Source organism: Paenibacillus vietnamensis (genome assembly GCF_020169515.1).
Classification (GTDB): Bacteria; Bacillota; Bacilli; order Paenibacillales; family Paenibacillaceae; genus Pristimantibacillus; species Pristimantibacillus vietnamensis.
Genome location: NZ_JAHMHW010000016.1, coordinates 83,556 through 103,660, shown reverse-complemented (window position 1 = coordinate 103,660; position 20,105 = coordinate 83,556). Strand labels below are relative to the sequence as shown.

Sequence of the window (20,105 nt, the reverse complement as noted above, 5' to 3'; positions counted from 1 at the left end):
TTATACCGCTCCTTTCGAATGCCTTCTGCCGCTCTCGGCCGAAAGGCTTTTCTCCAGCTCCTGCTCCTGAGCCCGGTGGACCTCATCCTTCAGCAGCTCCCAAATTTCATGGCGCAGCCGACCGAATTCGGGATGAGAACGAAGATCTCCCTCGGAAGTCCGTGCAAGAAAAGGAATGTCGATAATCCGTTTGATTCTGCCGGGCCGCGACGTCATGACCGCTACCCGCTGTCCCAAATAAACCGCTTCGTCGATTCCGTGCGTGATGAAAACGATCGTTTTTTTTGTCGCTTCCCAGATACGCAGAAGCTCGGCCTGCAGTGTTTCTCTCGTCTGGGCGTCCAGCGCGGCAAACGGTTCATCCATCAGCAGCACTTCCGGATTGTAGGCCAGACTGCGGGCGATGGCGATCCTTTGCTTCATGCCTCCGGACAGCTCATGCGGGAAGCGGTTCTCGAACCCCGACAAGCCGACCAGGTTGATGTATTCCTTGGCGATTTCCCTCCGCTCCTTGCGGCCTACCCCTTTCGTCTCAAGCCCGAACTCTACGTTGGCAAGCGCCGTCTTCCAAGAGAAAAGCGCATACTGCTGAAATACGATGCCGCGGTCCAGGTCGGGCCCCGTAATCGGTTTGCCGTCCAGCAGGATCCGGCCGCGGTCCGGCTTCGTCAATCCGGCAAGCAGATCCAGCAGCGTCGATTTGCCGCAGCCGCTCGGCCCGACGATGACCATAAATTCGCCCTGGGCGACCTCCAGATGAATATCCTGCAGCGCCGATACCGGCTGCTGCTCCTCGCGCAAATGATTTAAATTACGTTTGACTTTAAACGACTTATGAACGTGCTCGATTGTGATTTTGGCCGTCATGCCGCCCGCTCCTTTCGCGTACCCGTTATTTGGACTCCTCGTTATTGTACGGATTGAATTCGTTCGTAAAAAGCGTCCTGCTGTCCAGCTCGCCTTCCTTCAGCAGTCCGTCCTTTTCCAGCCAATTTACCCATGTGGCAAACTCGCTTTCCTGAATGACTCCGCCTTTAGCGGAAATTCCGGTGCTCTTCCAATACTTGACGATGCTGGTGTCTTCCTTACGCCCCCGCTTCTCGATAATAGCCTCGAAACGCTGACGAACCTCTTCCGCAGGCGTCGTCCTCGCCCACTCGATCGCTTTGCTGACCGCTTCAACGAACTTCCGCGTTGTGTCCGGATTTTTCTTAATAAAATCGTTTCGAAGCACGTACGAGCCTGCGCTGAAATCGCCGAACAAATCGCGGTCCTTGAACAGCGGTCGAATGCCGCCGCGCTCAAGCGCTTTGTCCCGAAGCAGCCCGCCCAGCGTCGCCACGTCGATCTGTCCGGCGCGCAGCGTCTGCTCCCCCGTCACCGGCGGGACGACGACTAGCGTAACCTGCTTGATCTCATCCTCCGTCAGCCCTTCCCTGCGAAGATATTCTTTGATGACGAACTCGTGGTGGGCGCCAAGCGTGTTGACGGCAATTTTTTTGCCGATCAGATCTCTGGCGGATTTAATCGGGCTGTCCTCCAGAACGTAGTACCCGGTCCATGTGTTCTCGTCGACGCCGTAGTAGGAAATGACCGGAGTGATGGGGGCTTTCGCCGCAATCAGCTTCAGGATGGCCCCGTTAAAAGCGCCGCCGAAATCGGTATCTCCCGTAACCGTCGCTTGAATGTCCTGCGGGCCGCTAATCGTCGTGCCGATGAAATTAAGCTTGATAGGGGCAAGGTAACCGAGGTCCTCAGCGAGCTCGGGATACGTTACCGTGCCTACGCCGCCCTGATAGTTAAGCTCAAGCACTTCCGGCTCGCCGTCTCCGCTTGCGGCCCCGGCTTCGGCTCCCGCCGTCTCCGTTTTGTTACCGCCGCATCCGGAAAGCAGCAGGGAGGCTGCGAGCGTGACGATCAGTCCGGTTAGCGTAAAATTTTTAGAAAATTCAGTTTTCTTCATATAAACCCCTCCGATTGCCGTAAAAATGAATGGAAATCTTATCACCGAAGATAAAAAAAGAGACCATGCATCATCTTCCATGCTGGTCTCCGGTGGTCCGGTAGACAATTTATTGTTTTCCAATCAACTTACTATGATTTAAAGCAATATTACATTCTCGGCCGGACGCTGTCAACCCTATTTTTGACATTTCAGAATTTTCACATTTCGTTTGATTTTCTTGGGGAATAGCCCTTGCCATATGGTCGGAAAAGGAATATGATATAAGCATCAGATGATTGTGAATGTTTTCACACAGTAACCGGATATGTGAATTTTTTCACACAATTAGGAGGAGTTAGACATGACCATGAAAATTGCCGTTGTAGGCTGCACCCACGCCGGAACCGCCGCCATTACCCAAATGGCGAAGCTTTATCCGGAAGCGCGGATTACCGTATATGAACGGAACGACAACATCTCGTTTCTCTCGTGCGGCATCGCCCTTCATGTAGGAGGGGTTGTCAAGGATGCCGGACAGCTGTTCTACTCGACCCCCGGACAGCTCGCCGAGCTTGGCGTCGTCACGCACATGCGGCATGATGTTCTCGAGATCGATACGGATATGAAGATGCTGCGGGTCCGCAATCTGGCGACCGGCATTACGTTTGCCGATACGTTCGACAAGCTCGTCATGACGACCGGCTCGTGGCCGATTATTCCGCAGATGGAAGGCATCGGGCTGGAAAATGTCGTGCTTTGCAAAAACTATAACCATGCGCAGACGATCATCGAAAAAGCGGTGCACGCGGAACGGATCGCCGTGATCGGAGCCGGCTATATCGGCATCGAGCTCGTCGAAGCGTTCGAGCAGTTGGGCAAGAAAGTAACCTTGATCGATAATATGGAGCGTATTTTATGCAAATACTTGGACCGGGAGTTTACGGACCTGACGGAGCAAGCGCTGGGGGACAAAGGCATCGAGATCGTAACCGGCCAGACCGTCACATCGTTCGCCGGCAAGGAGGGCCGAGTGACAACCGTCATCACAACTGCGGGCGAATACAAGGCCGATCTGGTCGTCCTCTGCATCGGCTTCCGGCCGAATACCGGACTGCTGGAGGGTCAGGTCGACATGCTGCCGAACGGCGCCATTATCGTCGACGAATATATGAGGACCAGCAAGCCGGATGTGTTCGCCGCCGGAGACAGCTGCGCCGTCCGCTATAACCCGACCGGGCAAAACGCCTACATTCCGCTGGCGACGAACGCCGTCCGGATGGGAACGCTGGTTGCGAAAAACCTGTTGCGGCCGACCGTCCGCCATTTGGGCACGCAGGGAACGTCGGGCATCAAAATCTACGACTATAACATCGCTTCGACCGGGATGACGGAAGCGGCCGCTCTTGCAGCGGGGATGATTGTGAAAAATGTCACAATCACAGAGCACGACCGCCCCGAATTTATGCCGACCTTTGACGATGTTTTGCTGAAGGTTGTGTACGAGGCCGATACCCGCCGGATCGTCGGCGCCCAGGTGCTGTCGAAGGCCGACCTGACGCAGTCGATCAATACGCTGTCGGTATGCATACAGAACGGCATGACGATGGACGAACTGAGCTACGTCGACTTTTTCTTCCAGCCGCACTATAACAAACCTTGGAACCTGCTGAACCAGGCCGGCCTTCAGGCGGTGTAGCCTCTGGAGGTTGGTAGGTCGGGATCATGGTGGGTGCGCGGAGATGTCCGATGTCCGAATACAAGTAACTGGATTTCATGCTGTTATTTTATGACATATGCAGGCAAAACGAAAATAACTGGATTCATTGTATCTAAATACGGGATTGTCCGGGAAAATCGGGATTTCCTTAGTATTAGATACATGTTTTCCAGTTATTTTTCTGCATTTTCATTAACAGACGATTTTACCTGTATCAAATCCACTTATACAGTTTGTCAGCTCAACCTTTTACCTATAAAATAGATAAAATAGCACTATAATTAACTTAATAACCTTTTTGTTATGATCGGAAATACCTCAGATGAGCGGAGTGAACCTATGAATATCGATATTTCGGCAGCCCATCTGCCGGTTTACGAGGCGCTGGCCAGCGACGTCAGGCTCAGGATCATCCAGCTGCTTGCCCAGCAGGAAATGAATATCAAGGATCTCGCCCAGGCGCTTGAGCTCAGCAGCCCTATTATGACCATGCACGTCAAGAAGCTAGAGAAGGCAGGCCTGATCAGCTCGGAGATGGTGCCCGGCAGCGGCGGGACTAAAAAAATGTGCAAGCTGATCACCGACAGCATCGAGATCGCCTTTCCGTCACGGAACCGCCAGGCGAACCGCATGTATCACGAATCGGTCGTCTCCATCGGCCACTACACCGATTTCGAGGCGGAGCCGACCTGCGGTCTCGCGACGACTACCAAAGTGATCGGCATGTTCGATGAGCCGCGTTTTTTTCTCGACCCGGAGCGGATCAACGCGAAAATTCTCTGGTTCAGCAGCGGCTTCATCGAGTACAAGACAGCGAATTTTTTGCTCAAAAACGAAACGCCGACCGAACTCGAAATCTCGCTAGAAATCTCGTCCGAAGCGCCGTTTACCAATGAAAACTGGCCTTCCGACATCTCCTTTTACCTGAACGATACGAAGCTCGGCATCTGGACAAGCCCCGGCGACTTCGGCGGAAAACGCGGCAAATATACGCCGGATTGGTGGTGGGACGAAATTAACCAGTACGGCTTGCTCAAGGTGATCAAGATTACAAACGGCGGAACCTTCATTGACGGCCACAAAATATCCGATGTGACACTGGGTGAGGTAGACGTCCTGAGCAAGCAGTGGAAATTCCGCATCGCTGTGGAACCGGATGCCGAGAATGTCGGCGGTCTCACTCTGTTCGGTGCAGGCTTCGGCAATTACAATCAGGATATCGTGTTCAAGCTGTATTACGAGAGAAGCGAGTAGGCGTGAGCGGGCCGCCGCCCGTTTTCGCCCTTAACTACCGCACACCCCACGCTGCTTCAATACTCGGATTCGCATCCCTGCTGTATTTTTTACAGCAGAAACCTCATATCGAGCGCATGGCCACCGCTTCCGATGTACATATGCAGCAGATTTCCAGGGTTAAACGCCTATCGACCTTAATAGCCCCATCTGCTGCATAATCTGCAGCTGAACCGCAAGTTAGTTACTCAAAGAACCGTTCCGCTGCATAAAGTACATTCTACGAATGAGCAAGTTCGAGGCCTTTCGAGCATGTTGAGCCGGTTAAGCTTTTAGCTACTCAATCTCCACGGTGAAAGGTACGATAAACGTTTTGCCTTCACGCTGGAACTGTCCCCATACTTTATAAAGACCGGCATCAGGGAAAATGGTGGCGAACTCGGCTGTCGGTCCCGTACCGTTCCCTTCGAGAGGGTGCACATGCAAATAGCGGTTTACATCCTCATTAATGATAACCACATGACCGATCGCCCCCAAATAAGGCTCAAGATCCGTCACATCCGCCTTCGTGGACGCATCCTTGAACGAGAAGGTGAGATTCGCGTTCTCGCCGGCTTTCAGCGTTGACAGCTTCAATGACACTTCGATGCCGTTTTCGGCCTTGGTCAGACTCTCATCCTTTCGAAGCGGATTGGACGCTTCCGCCGCGCCGTTCACCTTTACCTGCGACTCGGCCGTTATCTGGGATGCTCCCTGCGGAATAAAATCGGCGAACAGCTTGTACGTTCCGCTTTTCCCGAACGCAGCCTCTACCTCGAACTTGCCGTTCCCTTTGAACTCCGGATGAATGTGCATAAAATCCGATAGATCGCCGCTCACCAAAATGAGATGCAGCAGCTTCTCATGGCTTACTTCAAACTCTTTGATCGGCTTGCCGCTTTTGTCGGAAATGAAGAGCTCGATTTTCGTTTGTTTGCCCGGCTCCGGATTCGCCGGCGTATAGTTCCACTCCAGCTTTACGTCCTCCGCGCCCATGCCGTCCCCGTGCGCCGATTCCGCGTGCTCTTCCTCGCCGTTCGAAGCCCCGGCTCCATGGCCGGAATGTCCGTTCTCCGTTCCGGCTTCGGCTCCCTCGTGTCCGCTATGTCCGCCTGCAGCCGCATTCCCGGCAGCCGTCGGCTCAACCTGCGCATCATGTCCTGCATGCTCGTCTCCTGCACCGCAGCCCGCGGCAATCAGGCTGAGCATAAGCAATGCGGCCGCCGCTCTGCGGCTCCGGTTAATCCCTTTGCGTCTTTCTTCCCTCATCATCTCTGCTTTCATCCTTTCCTCATTCGTTGGAGCCTGAGCGCATTTAGCACGACCGAAACCGAGCTTAGCGCCATAGCCGCCCCCGCAAGCCACGGCGCAAGAAATCCCGCGGCCGCGACCGGTATGCCGATGACATTGTAAGCAAGCGCCCAAAATAAATTTTGCCGGATATTCGACATCGTCGCACGGCTCATCTCGACCGCATCCGCGATGCTGTTCAAATCGCCGCGCATAAGCGTAATATCAGCCGCTTCGATAGCAATGTCCGTTCCGCCGCCGACCGCCATGCCGATATCGGCCGCCGCCAGAGCGGGAGCGTCATTGATGCCGTCGCCGACCATGGCCACCTTCCGGCCTTCCGCCTGCAGCTCCTGCACCGCCTTAGCCTTTTGCTCGGGCAGCACCTCAGCCATCACCCGGGCAATCCCGACCTTGCCGGCAATCGCTTTTGCCGTCCGCTCGTTGTCTCCCGTGATCATGATGACCTCAAGCCCCATCTGTTTCAACCGGGCTATTGCGGCCGCCGACGTTTCCTTCACCGTATCCGCCACAGCCGCCATGCCCGCATACTCGCCGTCCACAGCAATGAGCATGACCGTTTTGCCTTCCGCTTCGAGCTTTTCCTGCTGCAGCCGGGCGTCTTCGATGTTCACGCCTTGGCGCTCCATCAGCCTGTGCGTTCCTATCCATAATTCATGCCCATCTACCGCCGCTCCGATACCGTAGCCGGGTATCGCTTCAAACTGCCGGGCTTCGGAAATCCGAAGCCCTCTCGCGGCGGCTTCCGCGACGAGCGCCTCGGCAACCGGATGCTCCGAGCTTCGTTCGGCGGCGGCAGCCCATGTGATTACGTCCGCTTCGGGGTAATGTCCCGTTACGATAACGTCTGTCAGCTCGGGTTTTCCTTTGGTGACCGTGCCGGTTTTATCCAGCACGACCGTATCGATCCGGTGCGTGCTCTCCAGATGCTCGCCGCCCTTGAACAGGACGCCAAGCTCGGCGGCGCGGCCGGAGCCGGCCATAATCGAAGTAGGCGTAGCAAGGCCAAGTGCGCAAGGGCAGGCAATAACGAGCACGGCAATCGCCTTCTCGAGCGAGCTGCCGAAGCTGCCCGGCTCGACGAAGAAATACCAGAGCAGGAACGTAACAAACGCGATTCCCGTTACGATCGGCACGAAAATACCGGAAATCCGGTCGGCCACCCGCTGGATCGGCGCCTTCGACCCTTGCGCCTCCTCGACGACCCGGATAATTTGGGCGAGCGCGGTATCTTTTCCTATTTTGTCCGCCCGCATCCGAAGCGCCCCGTTCCGGTTCACCGTCGCACCGATCAGCGTATCGCCCGCCCGCTTCACCACCGGCATACTCTCTCCGGTCAGCATCGATTCGTCGACGGACGATTCACCCTCCAGCACCGTGCCGTCAACCGGGATTTTGTCGCCCGGCTTCACGACCAGCACATCGCCCGCCTGCACCTCTTCGATCGGAACCGCCCTTTCGACGCCGTCCTTGATAAGCAAAGCGGTTCTCGCCTGCAAGCCCATCAAGCTCTTGATCGCCTCCGAGGAGCGGCCCTTCGCCAAAGCCTCAAGCAGCTTCCCGAGCACGATCAATGTGATAAGCACAGCACTCGTTTCATAATACAGCTGTACCTCGTGAGCCTCGTGGCCGGATACGCCAAGCGTCCGAAGCGTCAAGTACAGGCTGTAGAAAAAAGCGGCCGACGTCCCGAGCGCGACGAGCACATCCATATTCGCTCCGCCGCTGCGCAGCGCCTTATACGCTCCCCGGTAGAACGGCCAGCCGATCACGAATTGCACGGGCGCGGCTAACGCCAGCTGAAACCATGCATTCATGAACAGCTCCGGAACCGGCACAAAATCCGTCCATGCAAAATGCCCGGCCATCGCCCAAAGCAAAGGCAAGGACAGCAGCACCGAAACGGCCAATCTGAGCTGCTGCCGCTTCAGTTCCCTGCGCTTGTAGGCATCCGGCGCTTCGCCATCAGCCGTTCCGGCTTCCGCCGGCTGCTTCACGACTCCGTAGCCGAGATCGATTATTTTCTGCTCCAGCTTGCTGTCATCGGCCGTCTGCGGATCGTACGTAACCGAGGCGCGTTCCAGAGCCAAATTGACGTTTGCCTGCACACCTTCCAGCCGGTTAAGCCCCTTCTCGATCCGGTTCGCGCAGGCCGCGCAGGTCATGCCGGTTATTTGAATCGTCGTTTGCTTTGTTTCCATCCTTGCTCACCGCCCTGCATACCCTTATGGGGTATATATAATTGTAAAAAAAGGGAGGCTGAAATCAGCCTCTGCCGTCTATAGTTGCCTTGCGCCGTCAGACGACGTCGTAGCCTTGATCCTCGATCGCCGCCTTGACTGCCTCAAGAGATACCTTCGATTCATCGTAATCGACTGTCACTTTTTTGCCTGCCAAATCAACCTTGCCCACAGCTCCTGCTCCGCTGACCGCCTTCTCCACCGCGCTGACGCAATGCCCGCAGCTCATACCTTCCACTTTCAATACAACGTTTGCCATTTGCAAAAACCCCTCTCATCATATGTGTAACATTTACCCGCTACCACTCTGTCCAATCACTTAATGGATTTATTGTCTTTATTAGATAAGCGATACCATCATTCCAAAAAATAACTGGAATCCATGTAGATAAATCAAACATCCTGCTCTGAATCCGGCATTTCCCATACTATTGATACAAAAAATCCATTTATTTCGCAAAAAAGTAGCACTTGGCCGAAAATAGATACACAATATCCATTTATCGCACAACCTGCTCCTATTTCATCAGCTTATTTACCGTAACCAGAAGCTCGTCGATCACCTCGCTCTCGCCCGCTTGAATGCGCTCAATGACGCAGCTTTTCATATGCCCCTCCAGAAGCAGTTTCCCTACGCTGTTCAGCGCGGACTGCACGGCGGCAATCTGATTGAGCACATCGTCGCAGTACGTATCCTTTTCGATCATCGCTTTGACACCTCGAATTTGACCTTCTATCCGGTTCAGGCGCTTCGTCAAATTGTCCTTCATCTGATCCGAATGATGGCTCTTGCGCGGTGCGTCGGCCCCGCAGCAGTCATCCGCAGCATGCGTGTGCGACGCCTTGTTGCCCGTATCGTTATGCATCCGACATACCTCCAGGGGGTATTTGTTTCTAAAGCCATCTTAGCATACCCCCAAGGGGTATGTAAAGCCCGATTTCCAAATTCCTATTCCGATCGTCTGCGTTCGCTTTTAATATGATTTCCGATGTGCTACTATCCACATAGAAAGTAAAAATTTGTCGGAGGAATGACACCGATATGGACTATTATGCGCATGTCAAATGGTTCACAGACGTCGCAGCAGAGAAGGAATCGCTAGCAGCCGTGTTATCTCCTTTTTTCATGACGCTTGCGATATTCGCTGCCGTACTGCTGGCCGTGCTTACACAGCTGCTTCCCTCCATCTCAAAATCCAGACTGTCCGTGCGGATGGATGCCGGGCTTGACCGGCTAAGACCGTACTCGCCTCCCATCCTCAAATACGGAACAGCCGCGGCACTGCTGATTCAGGCGCTGACCGGCACGCTTTTTGCGCTGGAATTCGAGCTGACCGGCGGCTGGCAGACGGCGCTGATGTGGACGGCCGTGGTCCTGCTGCTCGTTCCGCACCTTTATGCGACTAAAATTGGCGCGCTCGCGATGCTCGTCCTGTTCGTCGACACAGGCATAGAAGCCGGGCTGTTCCATATGCTTGACTATGGCTTCTATTTAGCCATTATCGGTGTCCTGCTGCTGGAGCGCACGAAGGAATCGAAATGGGGCTTTCCGCTCCTGTATCTCGGCACCGGTCTTTCGCTCTGCTGGGTAGCCGTCGAGAAATGGATCTTTCCGTCCATGGCCGAGGACATTATCGCAGGCCACAACGTCCCAACCTTCGGCTTCGCTCCCGAGCTGTTCATCGTGATGACCGGCTTCATCGAGTTTGTCGTCGGCTATTTGCTTGTCGTCGGCATTTTGAACCGGCTGCTTTCTTTTGTCCTAACGCTGATCTTTATCTCCACAACCATGCTGTTCGGCATGTCGGAGCTTGTCGGCCATTTCATGATCCACATCGTGCTGATCCTGTTCATCATCGAAGGCGTCAGCTTCTACAAGCCTCCGGTCACAATGCACCGCACCGTTATCGACCAAATGGTGTTCGTCTCGCTTAACTTTATATTTGTGCTGGCGACCTTCGTGCTCATTTATTATCGTTTTGCTTAACTATGACCGCTTCGGAGAGGAGAAACGACAAATGAGGAAGACGATTAACTTTGCACACCGCGGCGCCAGCGGCCACTGCCCGGAAAACACGCTATCCGCCTTCTCGAAAGCGCTTGTGCTCGGCGCTACCGGCATCGAAACGGACGTCCAGCTATCCGCCGACGGTCGCGCCGTCCTGATCCACGACGAATCGCTGGCCCGGACGGCCGGGCTGAACAAGCTCGTGAAGGATACCGATTTTGCGGAGCTGCAGACGCTGGATGCCGGAAGCTGGTACTCGCCGGCCTTCGACTCCGAGCGAATCCCGACGCTTGAGCAGCTGCTGGAGCTTGCCAAGCCTGCGGATACAATCCTGAATCTCGAGCTGAAAAACGGCATCGTCCCTTACCCCGGACTCGAGCAAAAGGTTATCGGACTCGTTCGCGATTACGGGCTGGCGGACCGGGTCATTCTCTCGAGCTTCAATCATTATTCATTAGTGCTCTGCAAGGAGCTGGCTCCGGAGATCCGCACCGGGGTGCTGTACATGGAAGGCCTTTACCGTCCTTGGGAATATGCCAAGTCGATTCAGGCAGATGCCCTGCACGCGTTCAAGCTGGCCGTCACCCCGGAATGGGTAGCCGAGGCAAAAAGCTGCGGCATTGCCTATCATCCGTTTACGGTCAATGAGGAGTCAGAACTGGAAGCGCTTGCGGAAGCTGGGGTGGACGGCATCATTACCGATTATCCGGATCGGCTGGCTGAGGTGCTGGCAAAGAGAGGAGCGAACCCGATATGAAAAAAACTTGGCTGCTGGGCTTCGGCTTTTTCAGCATCAGCGTGACCTGGGCGCTTTACAACGCATTTGTACCCTTTTTTCTTGAAAAATTTATTACGAGCACCGCATTGATCGGCTTCATGATGACGATTGACAATTATTTTGCCATGCTGCTTCAGCCGTGGATCGGAAGCCGCAGCGACAGGACGAATACGAGGTTCGGACGAAGGATGCCTTACCTGCTGATCGGCATGCCGCTAGCAGCCGTGTTCGGCACCTTGATTCCATGGCATACCGGCTTGCTGACGCTGATTTTGTTCATGGTCCTGATGAACCTGTCGATGAGCCTGTACCGGTCCCCGACCGTTGCGCTCATGCCCGACATTACGGAGGACAGCAAACGCACGCAAGCCAACGGCATCATTAACTTCATGGGCGGCGTCGGCTCGATTATCGCATTTGCGGGCGGCGCCTATCTTTATGAGAAGCATTCGTCTCTTCCGTTTCTATCCGCAGCGATCCTGACGCTCATTTGTATGGCGATTCTGATCTTCGCGATCAAGGAGCGGCGAGATGCCATTGCCTATACACCAGCCCCCGGGAGGGAATCCTTCTCGTCGTTCAAGAAGGAATGGAACCGCCCGACGCTCTTCCTGCTTGGCGCGATCTTCTTCTGGTTTTTGTCCTATCAGGGCGTTGAGGCGCTGTTCACGCTGTACGGCAAAAACCATCTTCAGCTGACCGAAGGGGAAGCCTCCTTCTCGCTTGCTTTCTTCTCCTTGGCATTCGTGCTGGGGGCGATCCCGAGCGGCCTGCTCGGAAAACGTTTCGGCAAAAAGCCGGTCATCGCAGTTGGCATCGTCGGTTTAATCGTTATTTTTGCGGCGATCTCCTTCGTTAGCTCCCTGCTGCCGCTGCGCGTGCTGCTTATTGTCGGCGGCCTGTTCTGGGCGATGATCAACATTAACTCCTACCCGTTCATCGTCGCTCTCGGGAAGGAGGAGAGCATCGGAACGCGTACCGGCATCTATTATTTGATCTCTTCCCTGGCCGCCATTACGTCTCCGCCGCTGCTGGGAGCGATGATCGATTGGTTCGGCTACTCCGTCCTGTTCTACATCGCTTCAGGCAGCATGGTTGTAGCGCTTCTGTTCCTGCTCGGCGTCAGCGACAAAGGCTTGTCGAAATCGTCCGCGGCGCAGGAGGCTTCAATGTAAAGGATCAGTTCTTACTTCAGTCGGAGTATTAACAAATGATTGTCTTCACGTAACGAGGCTGCCCGGTTGTAACCGCGGCAGCCTCGTGTTTGTAATTATCCACATATAATTAATTCAATATCTTGTAATCTTGCCTGCCACTACTTGCGGCGGGTCAGAATCCATGACATGATACAGCTTTTGTCCATCCATTTCAAACATTTTAGGCTCTACGCTTACCCTCTCGCCAACATTAAGGTCTTCATACAAATTTGGATCTTCTACGTGATAATACATTAAATCAGTCTCGTCTTTTCTATAATCAGAAATGGTTTTTTTCTTTTTTGATTCTTTTTCTGAAATATTCTTCGCAACCAATATCATTGAGACATTACCGTTTTGTTCTTTCCCGATGATGTAATCGCCCTTTTTTGACTGATTACTGCATCCAATTAACAATCCAAATCCGACAACAAAAATAAGAAATACGAGGAGTGTTCTTTTCATCTTGGCTCCTCCTTTTATGATAGGAATGCTATGCTATCTTACCGGGGGATTTAATTATATTTAAGACACTTCGTTTACTTGAACAACCACACTCCCAAAAAGCTCATCTCCTACGTATGCATCTAGTTTCCATAACCCGATTGTAGGAAGAGTCATATTGGAAGGGACATGAGCGTCAGCACCATTCACAGGTCCCCCTAATTCTGGAGCTTCAAAGACCTTTACTTGGTCACCATATCCTGACTAGTACCAATAATCTTTAGTGATTGTCCTTTCAGTGTGCTCGACTCATCCCAAAAATGAGTGAAAGTGCCTGAATGAAATAAAGAACTCACTTCCCATTCATCGTTTTTGTTTTCAGGTTTGGATTGCGTTTGGCATGCAGTTAAGAGAAGCAAAAAAATAACAAAGCTTATAACGATTCGCATATACTCCTCCTTGAATGGATTGAATTAATTAATCAATGTTGTCTATAAACCCAACAATATCGTTATAAAATCTTTCTTTGTCTTGCCCCTTTAAACTGTGGCCTGAAGCCGAATATTCCTTGATCGTTAATTTTGGGCACATACTCTTGTAACGATCAATATCAGTGTCAGTAACCAATGAGCCTTCAAGTAGACCTCTTGCAACTAAAACAGGCATATCAAAATTTCCTTTAATATCAATTTGCCGTGACTCCTTTTGGATCCCTCTAACTGCTGCCGGTCTAATTTGCCCAGTCCGGTTAAATGGAACCAGATAATTATTGATGTAATCTTCCGGCCACTCTGTTTCCATTGCCCTGTGCTCCGGCGGATATTCCCCAGCGATAATGGATTTAACTTTTGACTTATGCTTTAAAGCATACCCCAATGCATAAGAAACGCCGCGTGAGTAGCTGAATAAATGAAATTGATTGAGTCCGGCATCCCGCACAACTGCTTCGATATCAGAGATATGCTCGTCGAGGCTATAACCTGAGCTAGGTGTCCCACTTTCTCCTCGCCCCCGGAACGAAAGGATAACGCTCCTTCTAGGCTGCACAAGTTTAAGTAAATCAAGATACTCATCGGCGGTTTCAGATAACCCCGGGCAAACCACTAATGCCGTCTTTGAAGGATCAGATCTGGCTACCGAGTCAAAATAATGGATAGCTGTCTCCCCATTTTTCATATGCTTTGATAGGTACACACCCACTTCCTCCTCTTCTCAACCACTTTGTCTGGTTCCGTTCCAGAACAAAGAAGCAAGCAATATTCCTGCACAAAAGCCGGTGATCGGCGCTACAACCAGCATTCCGATAATATTGCCTCCCGAGTCCAGCAGTAATTTACCTCCTGTCATGAAGACTGCGAACACCGCGGCGAAGCCCCAATAAAAGCATTTTTGCTTGTAACTGATGCTCGGGATCTTTTTCGTATAAGGCACTGTTTTGTAAAGAACGGCTCCGATCGTGATGACTAAAGCCGTCATCCCGATCAACGACAGACTGTGCTGTAAAATTTTGTGCACCGGCAGGTCCAGCATGACGATCGACTGTAAAACGGGAAGCTGCCGAACCATGTATCCGCCCTCATGCGTGAATGCATCGACCGCAACATGGGAGAGGAATCCGATGGAGACGGACACGAGGTAGACCATCCAGTCACGAATGGATCGCAGACCCCATAAGCCTAAAAGGTTGTACGCCCTCCGGTTTAAGTTAAAAACGGATGGCAGATGCAGGACGAGCGATTCTTTAACAAAATAGTGGAAAAGAAACGCAAAAAGAACACATAGCGGAATCACCTGGACAACTAAACCCAAGAACGAGTGACCGATCGTCCGATGCGGTTCCAAAGCGAGAAAATATTCAAAATCAGGGGCCATACTCCCCAGCACGAGTCCAGTTACGCTGAACCATCGCGGGCTGATGAATTTTATGGGAAAAGCATAAGCCGGATGCGCGAAGGTAAAGGGCATCTTTTACCTCCTTTTTTCTATAGACGAGCTTGGATGGATGGGGATGGATCAGCGGCCCTCCATAGCGCTAGCGATTTCTGGAATGATCAGTTGCGAAACGTACATCAGCAGACCCATCAGCGCTGCCTTATGCTTAATAATGTAATTGGGCTTCGGTTTTCGGAAGTACAGCCAATAGACGGCAATCGGATGTCGTTCAGTGAAAATGTAAACCCGCCAAGCAGCGAATAGCCGACAAGCTTCCACGCCAGTCCGTTCTCCGGCTCCGAGCGATTGCGGTAAAACACCACCAACATGACAATGATGAACGCCGTAACAAGGCTAGCCGACCAGAACGCTGCATAATCTCCCGGAAGTTTTTGATAGTTATATAAATAGTAGCCCGTATAACGTATGTTAGCCCCATTCGCAAACTTCTTGCGGTCCGCATCATTGATGGCCAAAATGGATACATTCCCTGGTCCCTCGCCTCCGCCGAAGCCGTCTTCAAGCAGGTTATTCTCTGCCTTATCGGTAACTTGCCACCCGCCGTTTGCGCTCGCAATTGAACCGTCCAAAAGAAGCGAAGTCGATAATAGCTGACCGGATGATCGATTCGGATAGGAAACGGCATTTAGTTGGATATAGAAGTCCTTCTTTCTCTTCGCGACCTTTTCCAAAATAATCTTCGTACCGAACTTCTCCTCGATTACAAGATTCAGCCTTTTCTCTTCCCCTTCCCTTTCCGGGATCCATTCCGGCTTCAAGAAGAATTCTGCTGCGATACCTTCATCCACAAGTGATAACGTATATCCGTCTTGTTGAATGATTCGTTCATAAACCGCTGCTCTGCGGTTCAGATAGATCCAGCTTGCCACGATCAGGATGAGGACTAGCAAAATAACGGACCAGAGCTTCCAATTAGCCCATCTCAAACCATACTCCTCCTCTTTAAGCCGAGCCGCATAATTATAGCCCTATCTATAGAGTGCAAGCCGACATTTTATCCTGATCTTACCATTATGGCTTTAGGTAGAAAATGGGAACCAGGTCCTTTCCTTGTTTGACTGCGATGAAACGAGCCTAAACGTAACGAACACTAGAATTCTTATCGACTCGAAATAAAGCGTTTTTGATTTCTTACAAGCCGAGAAGATGCTATTGCTTGAAAATCCGGGCTGATTTGAGGTTTTACGACTCGATAACGATGGTGGAGTTCGTTGGGATTGAAAAGTTAGTCAAAACGCCCATATAGAGTGTGTGCGGTTCGTTAGTGCGAGCTCCATTAAATACAAGCCTGGATCCCGGCCTGCCTGCTCGCAAAAAAAGCATGCTCCGAGCGCATTCATGCGCCGGGCATACTTTTTTGACTTTGAGTCGGGACAGCTTCATCCGGGCACTCTCTCCGCACCGGCCGGGACAAAAAATCGCCGCGGCGTCACCCGATGTACACGACGGCCCCGTCCCGTTGCAGCGCCCGCGGCAGCTCCTTCTCCAGCAGCTCGATCCTGCTCGCCAGCTTGGCCATTCTCTCCCCGCCGGACTGGCTCAAAGCCCACTGCTTCAATCGGGCCAATTCTTCCAGCACGGCAGGCAAGTCCTCCTTCATGACGTCGATGCCGGTGGAGAAAATAGGCACCCACTTCAGGCCGAGCGCTTCTGCGCCGGGCTCCCAGCATTCCGAGAAGAAAGCCTCGGCCGCGACCGGAATGTTAAATTGCCGTTCGAAATCGTCGGCGGGCTCAGGTATATATGCGCTAATAGACATTAAGGCTTCCCTCCATACTTAACGTTAAAGGTGTAATCAGGAAATTCCGATCTCAGCTTGTTCAAGCTGTTCTCGACGGCGTTACGAAGCTCCGGCGTGTCGCCGTCCAGCCGGAAGACGAAGTCGCGGATCGACTTGATCTCATCCAAATCGGGCACCTCGGGAGAGCCGTTCGCAGTCGGCCGGGTAGAGGCGGCTTTTTCCAGCAGATTATTAATACGCGTCCTCGTCTTCCCGAGTATTTGCTTATCGGCGAACTGCTGCGGCGTCTGCGCAGGCTGCCCCGTCCTAGGATTAATGCGGTCCAGCCCCTTGGCCGTCTTGTCTTCGTAGAATACCCCGTTATCAAGATCGATTTCGTCAAATTCACCGAGCGGATTTCCCCGGTGATCTACAATTTCGACCTCGTTGTACTGCTTCCCTGCGACCGGCGATTCATCGTCCTCCCCATCATCGTCTTTGTCCTTGTCGGGCTTCTCCTCATCCGGCTTGTCAGGCTTGTCTGGATCACTCGGCTCGTCTTGTTTGTTCGGCTTGTCGTTCTCATCATGTTTGTCCGACTTGTCCTGCTCATCCGGCTTGCCCGGCTCGTCCTGCGGCTTGCCGGCACCCGCGCCGCCTTCGTTCGGCGGCCGATCCGGAGCGTCGGCATCCGGCTTCCGGCCGCCCAGCTTGTCGAGAAGCTTGCGGACATAGCCGCGTCCCTTCTTCGCCAGCCACTCGGCCGCTCTGCCGAACGGAATCCGGCTCAGTATAATGCCGACGATAGCCGCAAGCGCATTCTCGGGAGTCAGCAGCTTCTTCGGATCGCGGATATAACCCGCAATCGTGTGGCCGCTGCCGGCGATGCCCGCGGCGGACAGCGCTATGCCGACTGCCGGCCAGAACCCGACGAACAGCAGCGACAGTGCCAGTGCGCCCAGCACAATCGCTCCTTGCTCGTACCATTCGAGCCGGTCCCACCAATTTTGCAGGGAGTCGAACAAACAAGCGAAGCAGGCCGATTCGTCCGCGGCAGGCTCGACCGCCATGCCGGCAAGCAGACCGGCCAGCAGAAGAACGGCCCCGAGCGCGAGCAGCGCCCGGAACAGAGCCAGCATCCGCTCCTGCACCTGCTCCCGCTTGCCCGCCGCCTCATCGTTGCCGTACAGCAGGCTGAACCCCAGCTCCCGCCGCTCCCGGCAGAAGCCGAGCAAATAAGCGAATTTGCCGCGGTTCTTGAACAGGGCGGAAGCCATTCTCCACAGCTCGGAGATCGGATCGATGAAAAATTCATTCGGAAGCGCGGGCAGGCGGTTCCGTACTTTATTGAGCGACCAGTAATCGGCGATCAACGCCCCCGCCAGCATCAGAAGAAATGCCGGCTGCGTCTTATAGCCGTCGCCGGCCCACTCGTGAATGACAAACACCCAGTCCGGCAGCTTGTATTGGCCATTATAGGCGGCGTGATCCAATATCGCCCAAAGCAGTATCAGCACGGGGAACAGGTACACCCATTCCGTCAGCCTGGTCCGCAGCCGCCAAGCGATGCCCCAAGCGAGTGCGATCATGGCGGTGTGCACGGGATGGGAGACGCACATCATCGTCGGAATGAAGCTTTCCTCGAAGCGGCCCGGAAATAGCGCGAACAAATCCCAGTGGATCGTCTCGCCGCCCAGGAACGTATGACTGTAGCCGTACAAATCGTCGAGAATGCCCGAATTAAGCCAGCGGCGGGAAAGCTCCTCCATCAGTTGGAAGCCGACTCCCGTCGCTGCGCCGATGAGTGTGAAATCGCTAAGGCTGAGCGCGGAAGCGCGGCGCGAGAACAGCAGGAAGACGCCAAGCGGAAGGAGCTTCCACACTTCCTCGAGGATCGGCGTCAGGACGGCGACGGACCAGGTGTCGGACGTTTCCCCTCCGAAGAGCCCATGGACCGCGCCCACCGTCAGCGTCGTGAACGGAACGACAAAAAAGACGCCAGACAGCACGAAAAGAACGACAAGCTTCCACGGCAGCGTTTTGCTGCGGCACAGAAACCAGAACTGCAGCAGCACATAAAAGGACCATAAATATTGAACCAGCATCGTGCGCGAATCCTCGAAGAAAAACAGGCTCAGCACAAACGCGGCCAGCGAAAACCAGGAAAAAACCGTATAAGCCCGTCTAATCAGCGGATATTTTGCGATCCATGCCTGGCACAGACGGTAAGCGGCCTCAAGCCGGTCCCGGATCCCGGTGCGTATGAACCAAATCTTATTCGTTACGGTCGCCTCCTCTTAACAAGCGGCCCCTCCGGAGCTGCAATGTCCAATAACGTTGACTTCACATAACCCGCAATATTGCTCCACTTTATCATGGATGCAAAACTGGAAACACCGGACAATATTCCCATAAAAATAGGACGCGAAGACGCGAACGGGAGCTCCTTGCACACACAAAACCGATTCAGCCGCCATATTGCGACCCAGGTCCCGAAAAGCGCAGGGTAGCAGCCCAAAAGAAAACGGCTGACGCCTCGTCGTAAGGGTCAGCCGCTTCGCAATGAAGCTCAAACTTATAAAGTCTTAGATTTGTACAAAAAAAGGAGAGGATGCATGCCCTCCCCTTCAATAATCGTTTATCAATGGATGCTTCCTTTGCTGAAGCCTCCGCCCATCACGTCGGAAACGTGCTCAACCGCGATAAAAGCCTTCTCGTCGATCGACTGCACGATCGCCTTCAGCTTCGCCAGCTCTAGACGGGACACCACGCAATAGATCATCATCGTATCTTCCTTGGAATAGCCGCCGCGCGCCTGGATAAAGGTCGTCGTCCGACCCAAGCGGTCGATAATAGCCTGGGAAATTTCTTCGTACTCGCCCGAAATGATCGTCACCGACTTGGATTCGTCCAAGCCCTCTACGACGATATCGATCAATTTGATCGCAATATAGTATGTAAACATCGAATACATCGCGGAATCCCATTCAAAGACGAAGCCCGCTACAATAAAGATCACTACGTTGAAAATCATGATGATCTGGCCGACCGGCATCCGCAGTTTCTTGGAAATGAGAATCGACACGATTTCTACGCCGTCCAGAGAACCGCCAAACCGGATGGTGAGGCCGACGCCGGCTCCCAGAATCAGGCCTCCGAACAGTACGGCGAGCAGCTTTTCCTCCGTAAAAGCTTCTACATGATGCAGCATGGAAGTCGTGACGGACATGACGATAATGCCGTAAAGCGTGGAAATCGCGAAAGTTTTGCCGATTTGCTTGTAGCCGAGTATTAGAAAAGGAACGTTCACGATAAATAAGTACAGGCCGAGAGGCAGCGGTGTCAGATGGGCAAGCATAATCGATACGCCGGCGATTCCACCGTCGATAATGCTGTTTGGAACGAGGAACAGCTCGAGCGCCACGCCCATCATTACCGAGCCGATTGTAATGAATATAAACCTTTTGAATATTTCCAAGCCGGATAACCCTTTGTGCGTTTTTGCCAACTGCTTGACCCCC

The 20,105-nt window shown here is 53.2% G+C and carries 19 protein-coding genes; 5 read left to right on the top strand and 14 right to left on the bottom strand.

Annotation, left to right across the window (positions count from 1 at the left end; all coding sequences use genetic code 11):
* Both KP806_RS22285 and KP806_RS22280 read right to left on the bottom strand, forming a co-directional pair.
* The gene (locus KP806_RS22285; protein ID WP_224725957.1) at window positions 1-867 is read right to left on the bottom strand and encodes an ABC transporter ATP-binding protein; all 867 of its coding nucleotides are present in this window, start codon (window positions 865-867) and stop codon (window positions 1-3) included.
* 25 nt (window positions 868-892) lie between these two features.
* Window positions 893-1,963, bottom strand: coding sequence for an ABC transporter substrate-binding protein (locus KP806_RS22280; RefSeq protein WP_224725956.1), 1,071 nt, complete (start codon window positions 1,961-1,963; stop codon window positions 893-895).
* 349 nt (window positions 1,964-2,312) lie between these two features.
* Here KP806_RS22280 and KP806_RS22275 point away from each other — a divergent pair, with 349 nt between their 5' ends.
* Window positions 2,313-3,641, top strand: a complete 1,329-nt coding sequence (locus tag KP806_RS22275; protein ID WP_224725981.1) for an FAD-dependent oxidoreductase — start codon at window positions 2,313-2,315, stop codon at window positions 3,639-3,641.
* A gap of 360 nt (window positions 3,642-4,001) precedes the next feature.
* Window positions 4,002-4,916: an ArsR/SmtB family transcription factor gene (locus KP806_RS22270; protein ID WP_224725955.1), complete on the top strand. Its 915-nt coding sequence runs from the start codon at window positions 4,002-4,004 to the stop codon at window positions 4,914-4,916.
* 315 nt (window positions 4,917-5,231) lie between these two features.
* On the opposite strand, the gene KP806_RS22265 is transcribed toward KP806_RS22270, so the two are convergent.
* The 4 genes from KP806_RS22265 to KP806_RS22250 all read right to left on the bottom strand — a co-directional run bounded on the left by KP806_RS22265 (window position 5,232) and on the right by KP806_RS22250 (window position 9,351).
* A complete protein-coding gene (locus KP806_RS22265) occupies window positions 5,232-6,206 on the bottom strand; it encodes a hypothetical protein (RefSeq protein WP_224725954.1) in 975 nt (324 codons plus the stop codon).
* A gap of 8 nt (window positions 6,207-6,214) precedes the next feature.
* Entirely contained in the window at window positions 6,215-8,446 is a 2,232-nt protein-coding gene (locus KP806_RS22260; RefSeq protein WP_224725953.1) for a heavy metal translocating P-type ATPase, read from the bottom strand.
* A 97-nt stretch (window positions 8,447-8,543) separates the two neighbouring features.
* Entirely contained in the window at window positions 8,544-8,744 is a 201-nt protein-coding gene (locus KP806_RS22255) for a copper ion binding protein (protein ID WP_224725952.1), read from the bottom strand.
* Window positions 8,745-9,003: 259 nt separating this feature from the next.
* Window positions 9,004-9,351, bottom strand: coding sequence for a metal-sensitive transcriptional regulator (locus KP806_RS22250; RefSeq protein ID WP_318153760.1), 348 nt, complete (start codon window positions 9,349-9,351; stop codon window positions 9,004-9,006).
* A gap of 176 nt (window positions 9,352-9,527) precedes the next feature.
* Here KP806_RS22250 and KP806_RS22245 point away from each other — a divergent pair, with 176 nt between their 5' ends.
* The 3 genes from KP806_RS22245 to KP806_RS22235 are packed head-to-tail and all read left to right on the top strand — an operon-like array spanning window position 9,528 to window position 12,446.
* The gene (locus KP806_RS22245) at window positions 9,528-10,472 is read left to right on the top strand and encodes a DoxX family membrane protein (protein WP_224725951.1); all 945 of its coding nucleotides are present in this window, start codon (window positions 9,528-9,530) and stop codon (window positions 10,470-10,472) included.
* A 31-nt stretch (window positions 10,473-10,503) separates the two neighbouring features.
* Window positions 10,504-11,250: a glycerophosphodiester phosphodiesterase gene (locus KP806_RS22240; RefSeq protein WP_224725950.1), complete on the top strand. Its 747-nt coding sequence runs from the start codon at window positions 10,504-10,506 to the stop codon at window positions 11,248-11,250.
* Window positions 11,247-12,446, top strand: a complete 1,200-nt coding sequence (locus KP806_RS22235) for an SLC45 family MFS transporter (RefSeq protein ID WP_224725949.1) — start codon at window positions 11,247-11,249, stop codon at window positions 12,444-12,446. Before KP806_RS22240 ends, KP806_RS22235 begins: the two co-directional genes overlap by 4 nt.
* A gap of 114 nt (window positions 12,447-12,560) precedes the next feature.
* Here the strand turns inward: KP806_RS22235 and KP806_RS22230 are convergent, their stop codons facing one another.
* The 8 genes from KP806_RS22230 to KP806_RS22195 form a co-directional block, all read right to left on the bottom strand.
* Window positions 12,561-12,932 carry a hypothetical protein gene (locus tag KP806_RS22230; protein ID WP_224725948.1) on the bottom strand — a complete coding sequence of 124 codons (372 nt, stop codon included), beginning with the start codon at window positions 12,930-12,932 and terminating at the stop codon, window positions 12,561-12,563.
* 221 nt (window positions 12,933-13,153) lie between these two features.
* Complete coding sequence (locus KP806_RS22225; protein WP_224725947.1) at window positions 13,154-13,360, bottom strand: hypothetical protein; 207 nt, start codon at window positions 13,358-13,360, stop codon at window positions 13,154-13,156.
* 28 nt (window positions 13,361-13,388) lie between these two features.
* On the bottom strand, window positions 13,389-14,105 hold the full coding sequence (locus tag KP806_RS22220; RefSeq protein ID WP_224725946.1) for an alpha/beta fold hydrolase: 717 nt from the start codon (window positions 14,103-14,105) through the stop codon (window positions 13,389-13,391).
* Window positions 14,106-14,123: 18 nt separating this feature from the next.
* Window positions 14,124-14,876 carry a DUF4184 family protein gene (locus KP806_RS22215; RefSeq protein ID WP_224725945.1) on the bottom strand — a complete coding sequence of 251 codons (753 nt, stop codon included), beginning with the start codon at window positions 14,874-14,876 and terminating at the stop codon, window positions 14,124-14,126.
* A gap of 116 nt (window positions 14,877-14,992) precedes the next feature.
* Window positions 14,993-15,790: a hypothetical protein gene (locus KP806_RS22210; RefSeq protein ID WP_224725944.1), complete on the bottom strand. Its 798-nt coding sequence runs from the start codon at window positions 15,788-15,790 to the stop codon at window positions 14,993-14,995.
* Between the two features lie 503 nt (window positions 15,791-16,293).
* On the bottom strand, window positions 16,294-16,623 hold the full coding sequence (locus KP806_RS22205) for a hypothetical protein (protein ID WP_224725943.1): 330 nt from the start codon (window positions 16,621-16,623) through the stop codon (window positions 16,294-16,296).
* On the bottom strand, window positions 16,623-18,689 hold the full coding sequence (locus tag KP806_RS22200; protein WP_224725942.1) for a PrsW family intramembrane metalloprotease: 2,067 nt from the start codon (window positions 18,687-18,689) through the stop codon (window positions 16,623-16,625). Before KP806_RS22200 ends, KP806_RS22205 begins: the two co-directional genes overlap by 1 nt.
* Window positions 18,690-19,225: 536 nt before the next feature.
* Window positions 19,226-20,092 (bottom strand): YitT family protein, encoded by an 867-nt coding sequence (locus KP806_RS22195; protein WP_224725941.1) that lies wholly within the window; start codon window positions 20,090-20,092, stop codon window positions 19,226-19,228.
* Window positions 20,093-20,105: the final 13 nt, after the last annotated feature.

Excerpts from the sequence above, each read along its gene's own strand:
- KP806_RS22285 (WP_224725957.1), bottom strand. The coding sequence starts at position 867 with ATGACGGCCAAAATCACAATCGAGCACGTTCATAAGTCGTTTAAAGTC.
- KP806_RS22280 (WP_224725956.1), bottom strand. The coding sequence starts at position 1,963 with ATGAAGAAAACTGAATTTTCTAAAAATTTTACGCTAACCGGACTGATC.
- KP806_RS22275 (WP_224725981.1), top strand. The coding sequence starts at position 2,313 with ATGAAAATTGCCGTTGTAGGCTGCACCCACGCCGGAACCGCCGCCATT.
- KP806_RS22270 (WP_224725955.1), top strand. The coding sequence starts at position 4,002 with ATGAATATCGATATTTCGGCAGCCCATCTGCCGGTTTACGAGGCGCTG.
- KP806_RS22265 (WP_224725954.1), bottom strand. The coding sequence starts at position 6,206 with ATGATGAGGGAAGAAAGACGCAAAGGGATTAACCGGAGCCGCAGAGCG.
- KP806_RS22260 (WP_224725953.1), bottom strand. The coding sequence starts at position 8,446 with ATGGAAACAAAGCAAACGACGATTCAAATAACCGGCATGACCTGCGCG.
- KP806_RS22255 (WP_224725952.1), bottom strand. The coding sequence starts at position 8,744 with ATGGCAAACGTTGTATTGAAAGTGGAAGGTATGAGCTGCGGGCATTGC.
- KP806_RS22250 (WP_318153760.1), bottom strand. The coding sequence starts at position 9,351 with ATGCATAACGATACGGGCAACAAGGCGTCGCACACGCATGCTGCGGAT.
- KP806_RS22245 (WP_224725951.1), top strand. The coding sequence starts at position 9,528 with ATGGACTATTATGCGCATGTCAAATGGTTCACAGACGTCGCAGCAGAG.
- KP806_RS22240 (WP_224725950.1), top strand. The coding sequence starts at position 10,504 with ATGAGGAAGACGATTAACTTTGCACACCGCGGCGCCAGCGGCCACTGC.
- KP806_RS22235 (WP_224725949.1), top strand. The coding sequence starts at position 11,247 with ATGAAAAAAACTTGGCTGCTGGGCTTCGGCTTTTTCAGCATCAGCGTG.
- KP806_RS22230 (WP_224725948.1), bottom strand. The coding sequence starts at position 12,932 with ATGAAAAGAACACTCCTCGTATTTCTTATTTTTGTTGTCGGATTTGGA.
- KP806_RS22225 (WP_224725947.1), bottom strand. The coding sequence starts at position 13,360 with ATGCGAATCGTTATAAGCTTTGTTATTTTTTTGCTTCTCTTAACTGCA.
- KP806_RS22215 (WP_224725945.1), bottom strand. The coding sequence starts at position 14,876 with ATGCCCTTTACCTTCGCGCATCCGGCTTATGCTTTTCCCATAAAATTC.
- KP806_RS22205 (WP_224725943.1), bottom strand. The coding sequence starts at position 16,623 with ATGTCTATTAGCGCATATATACCTGAGCCCGCCGACGATTTCGAACGG.
- KP806_RS22200 (WP_224725942.1), bottom strand. The coding sequence starts at position 18,689 with ATGCTGGTTCAATATTTATGGTCCTTTTATGTGCTGCTGCAGTTCTGG.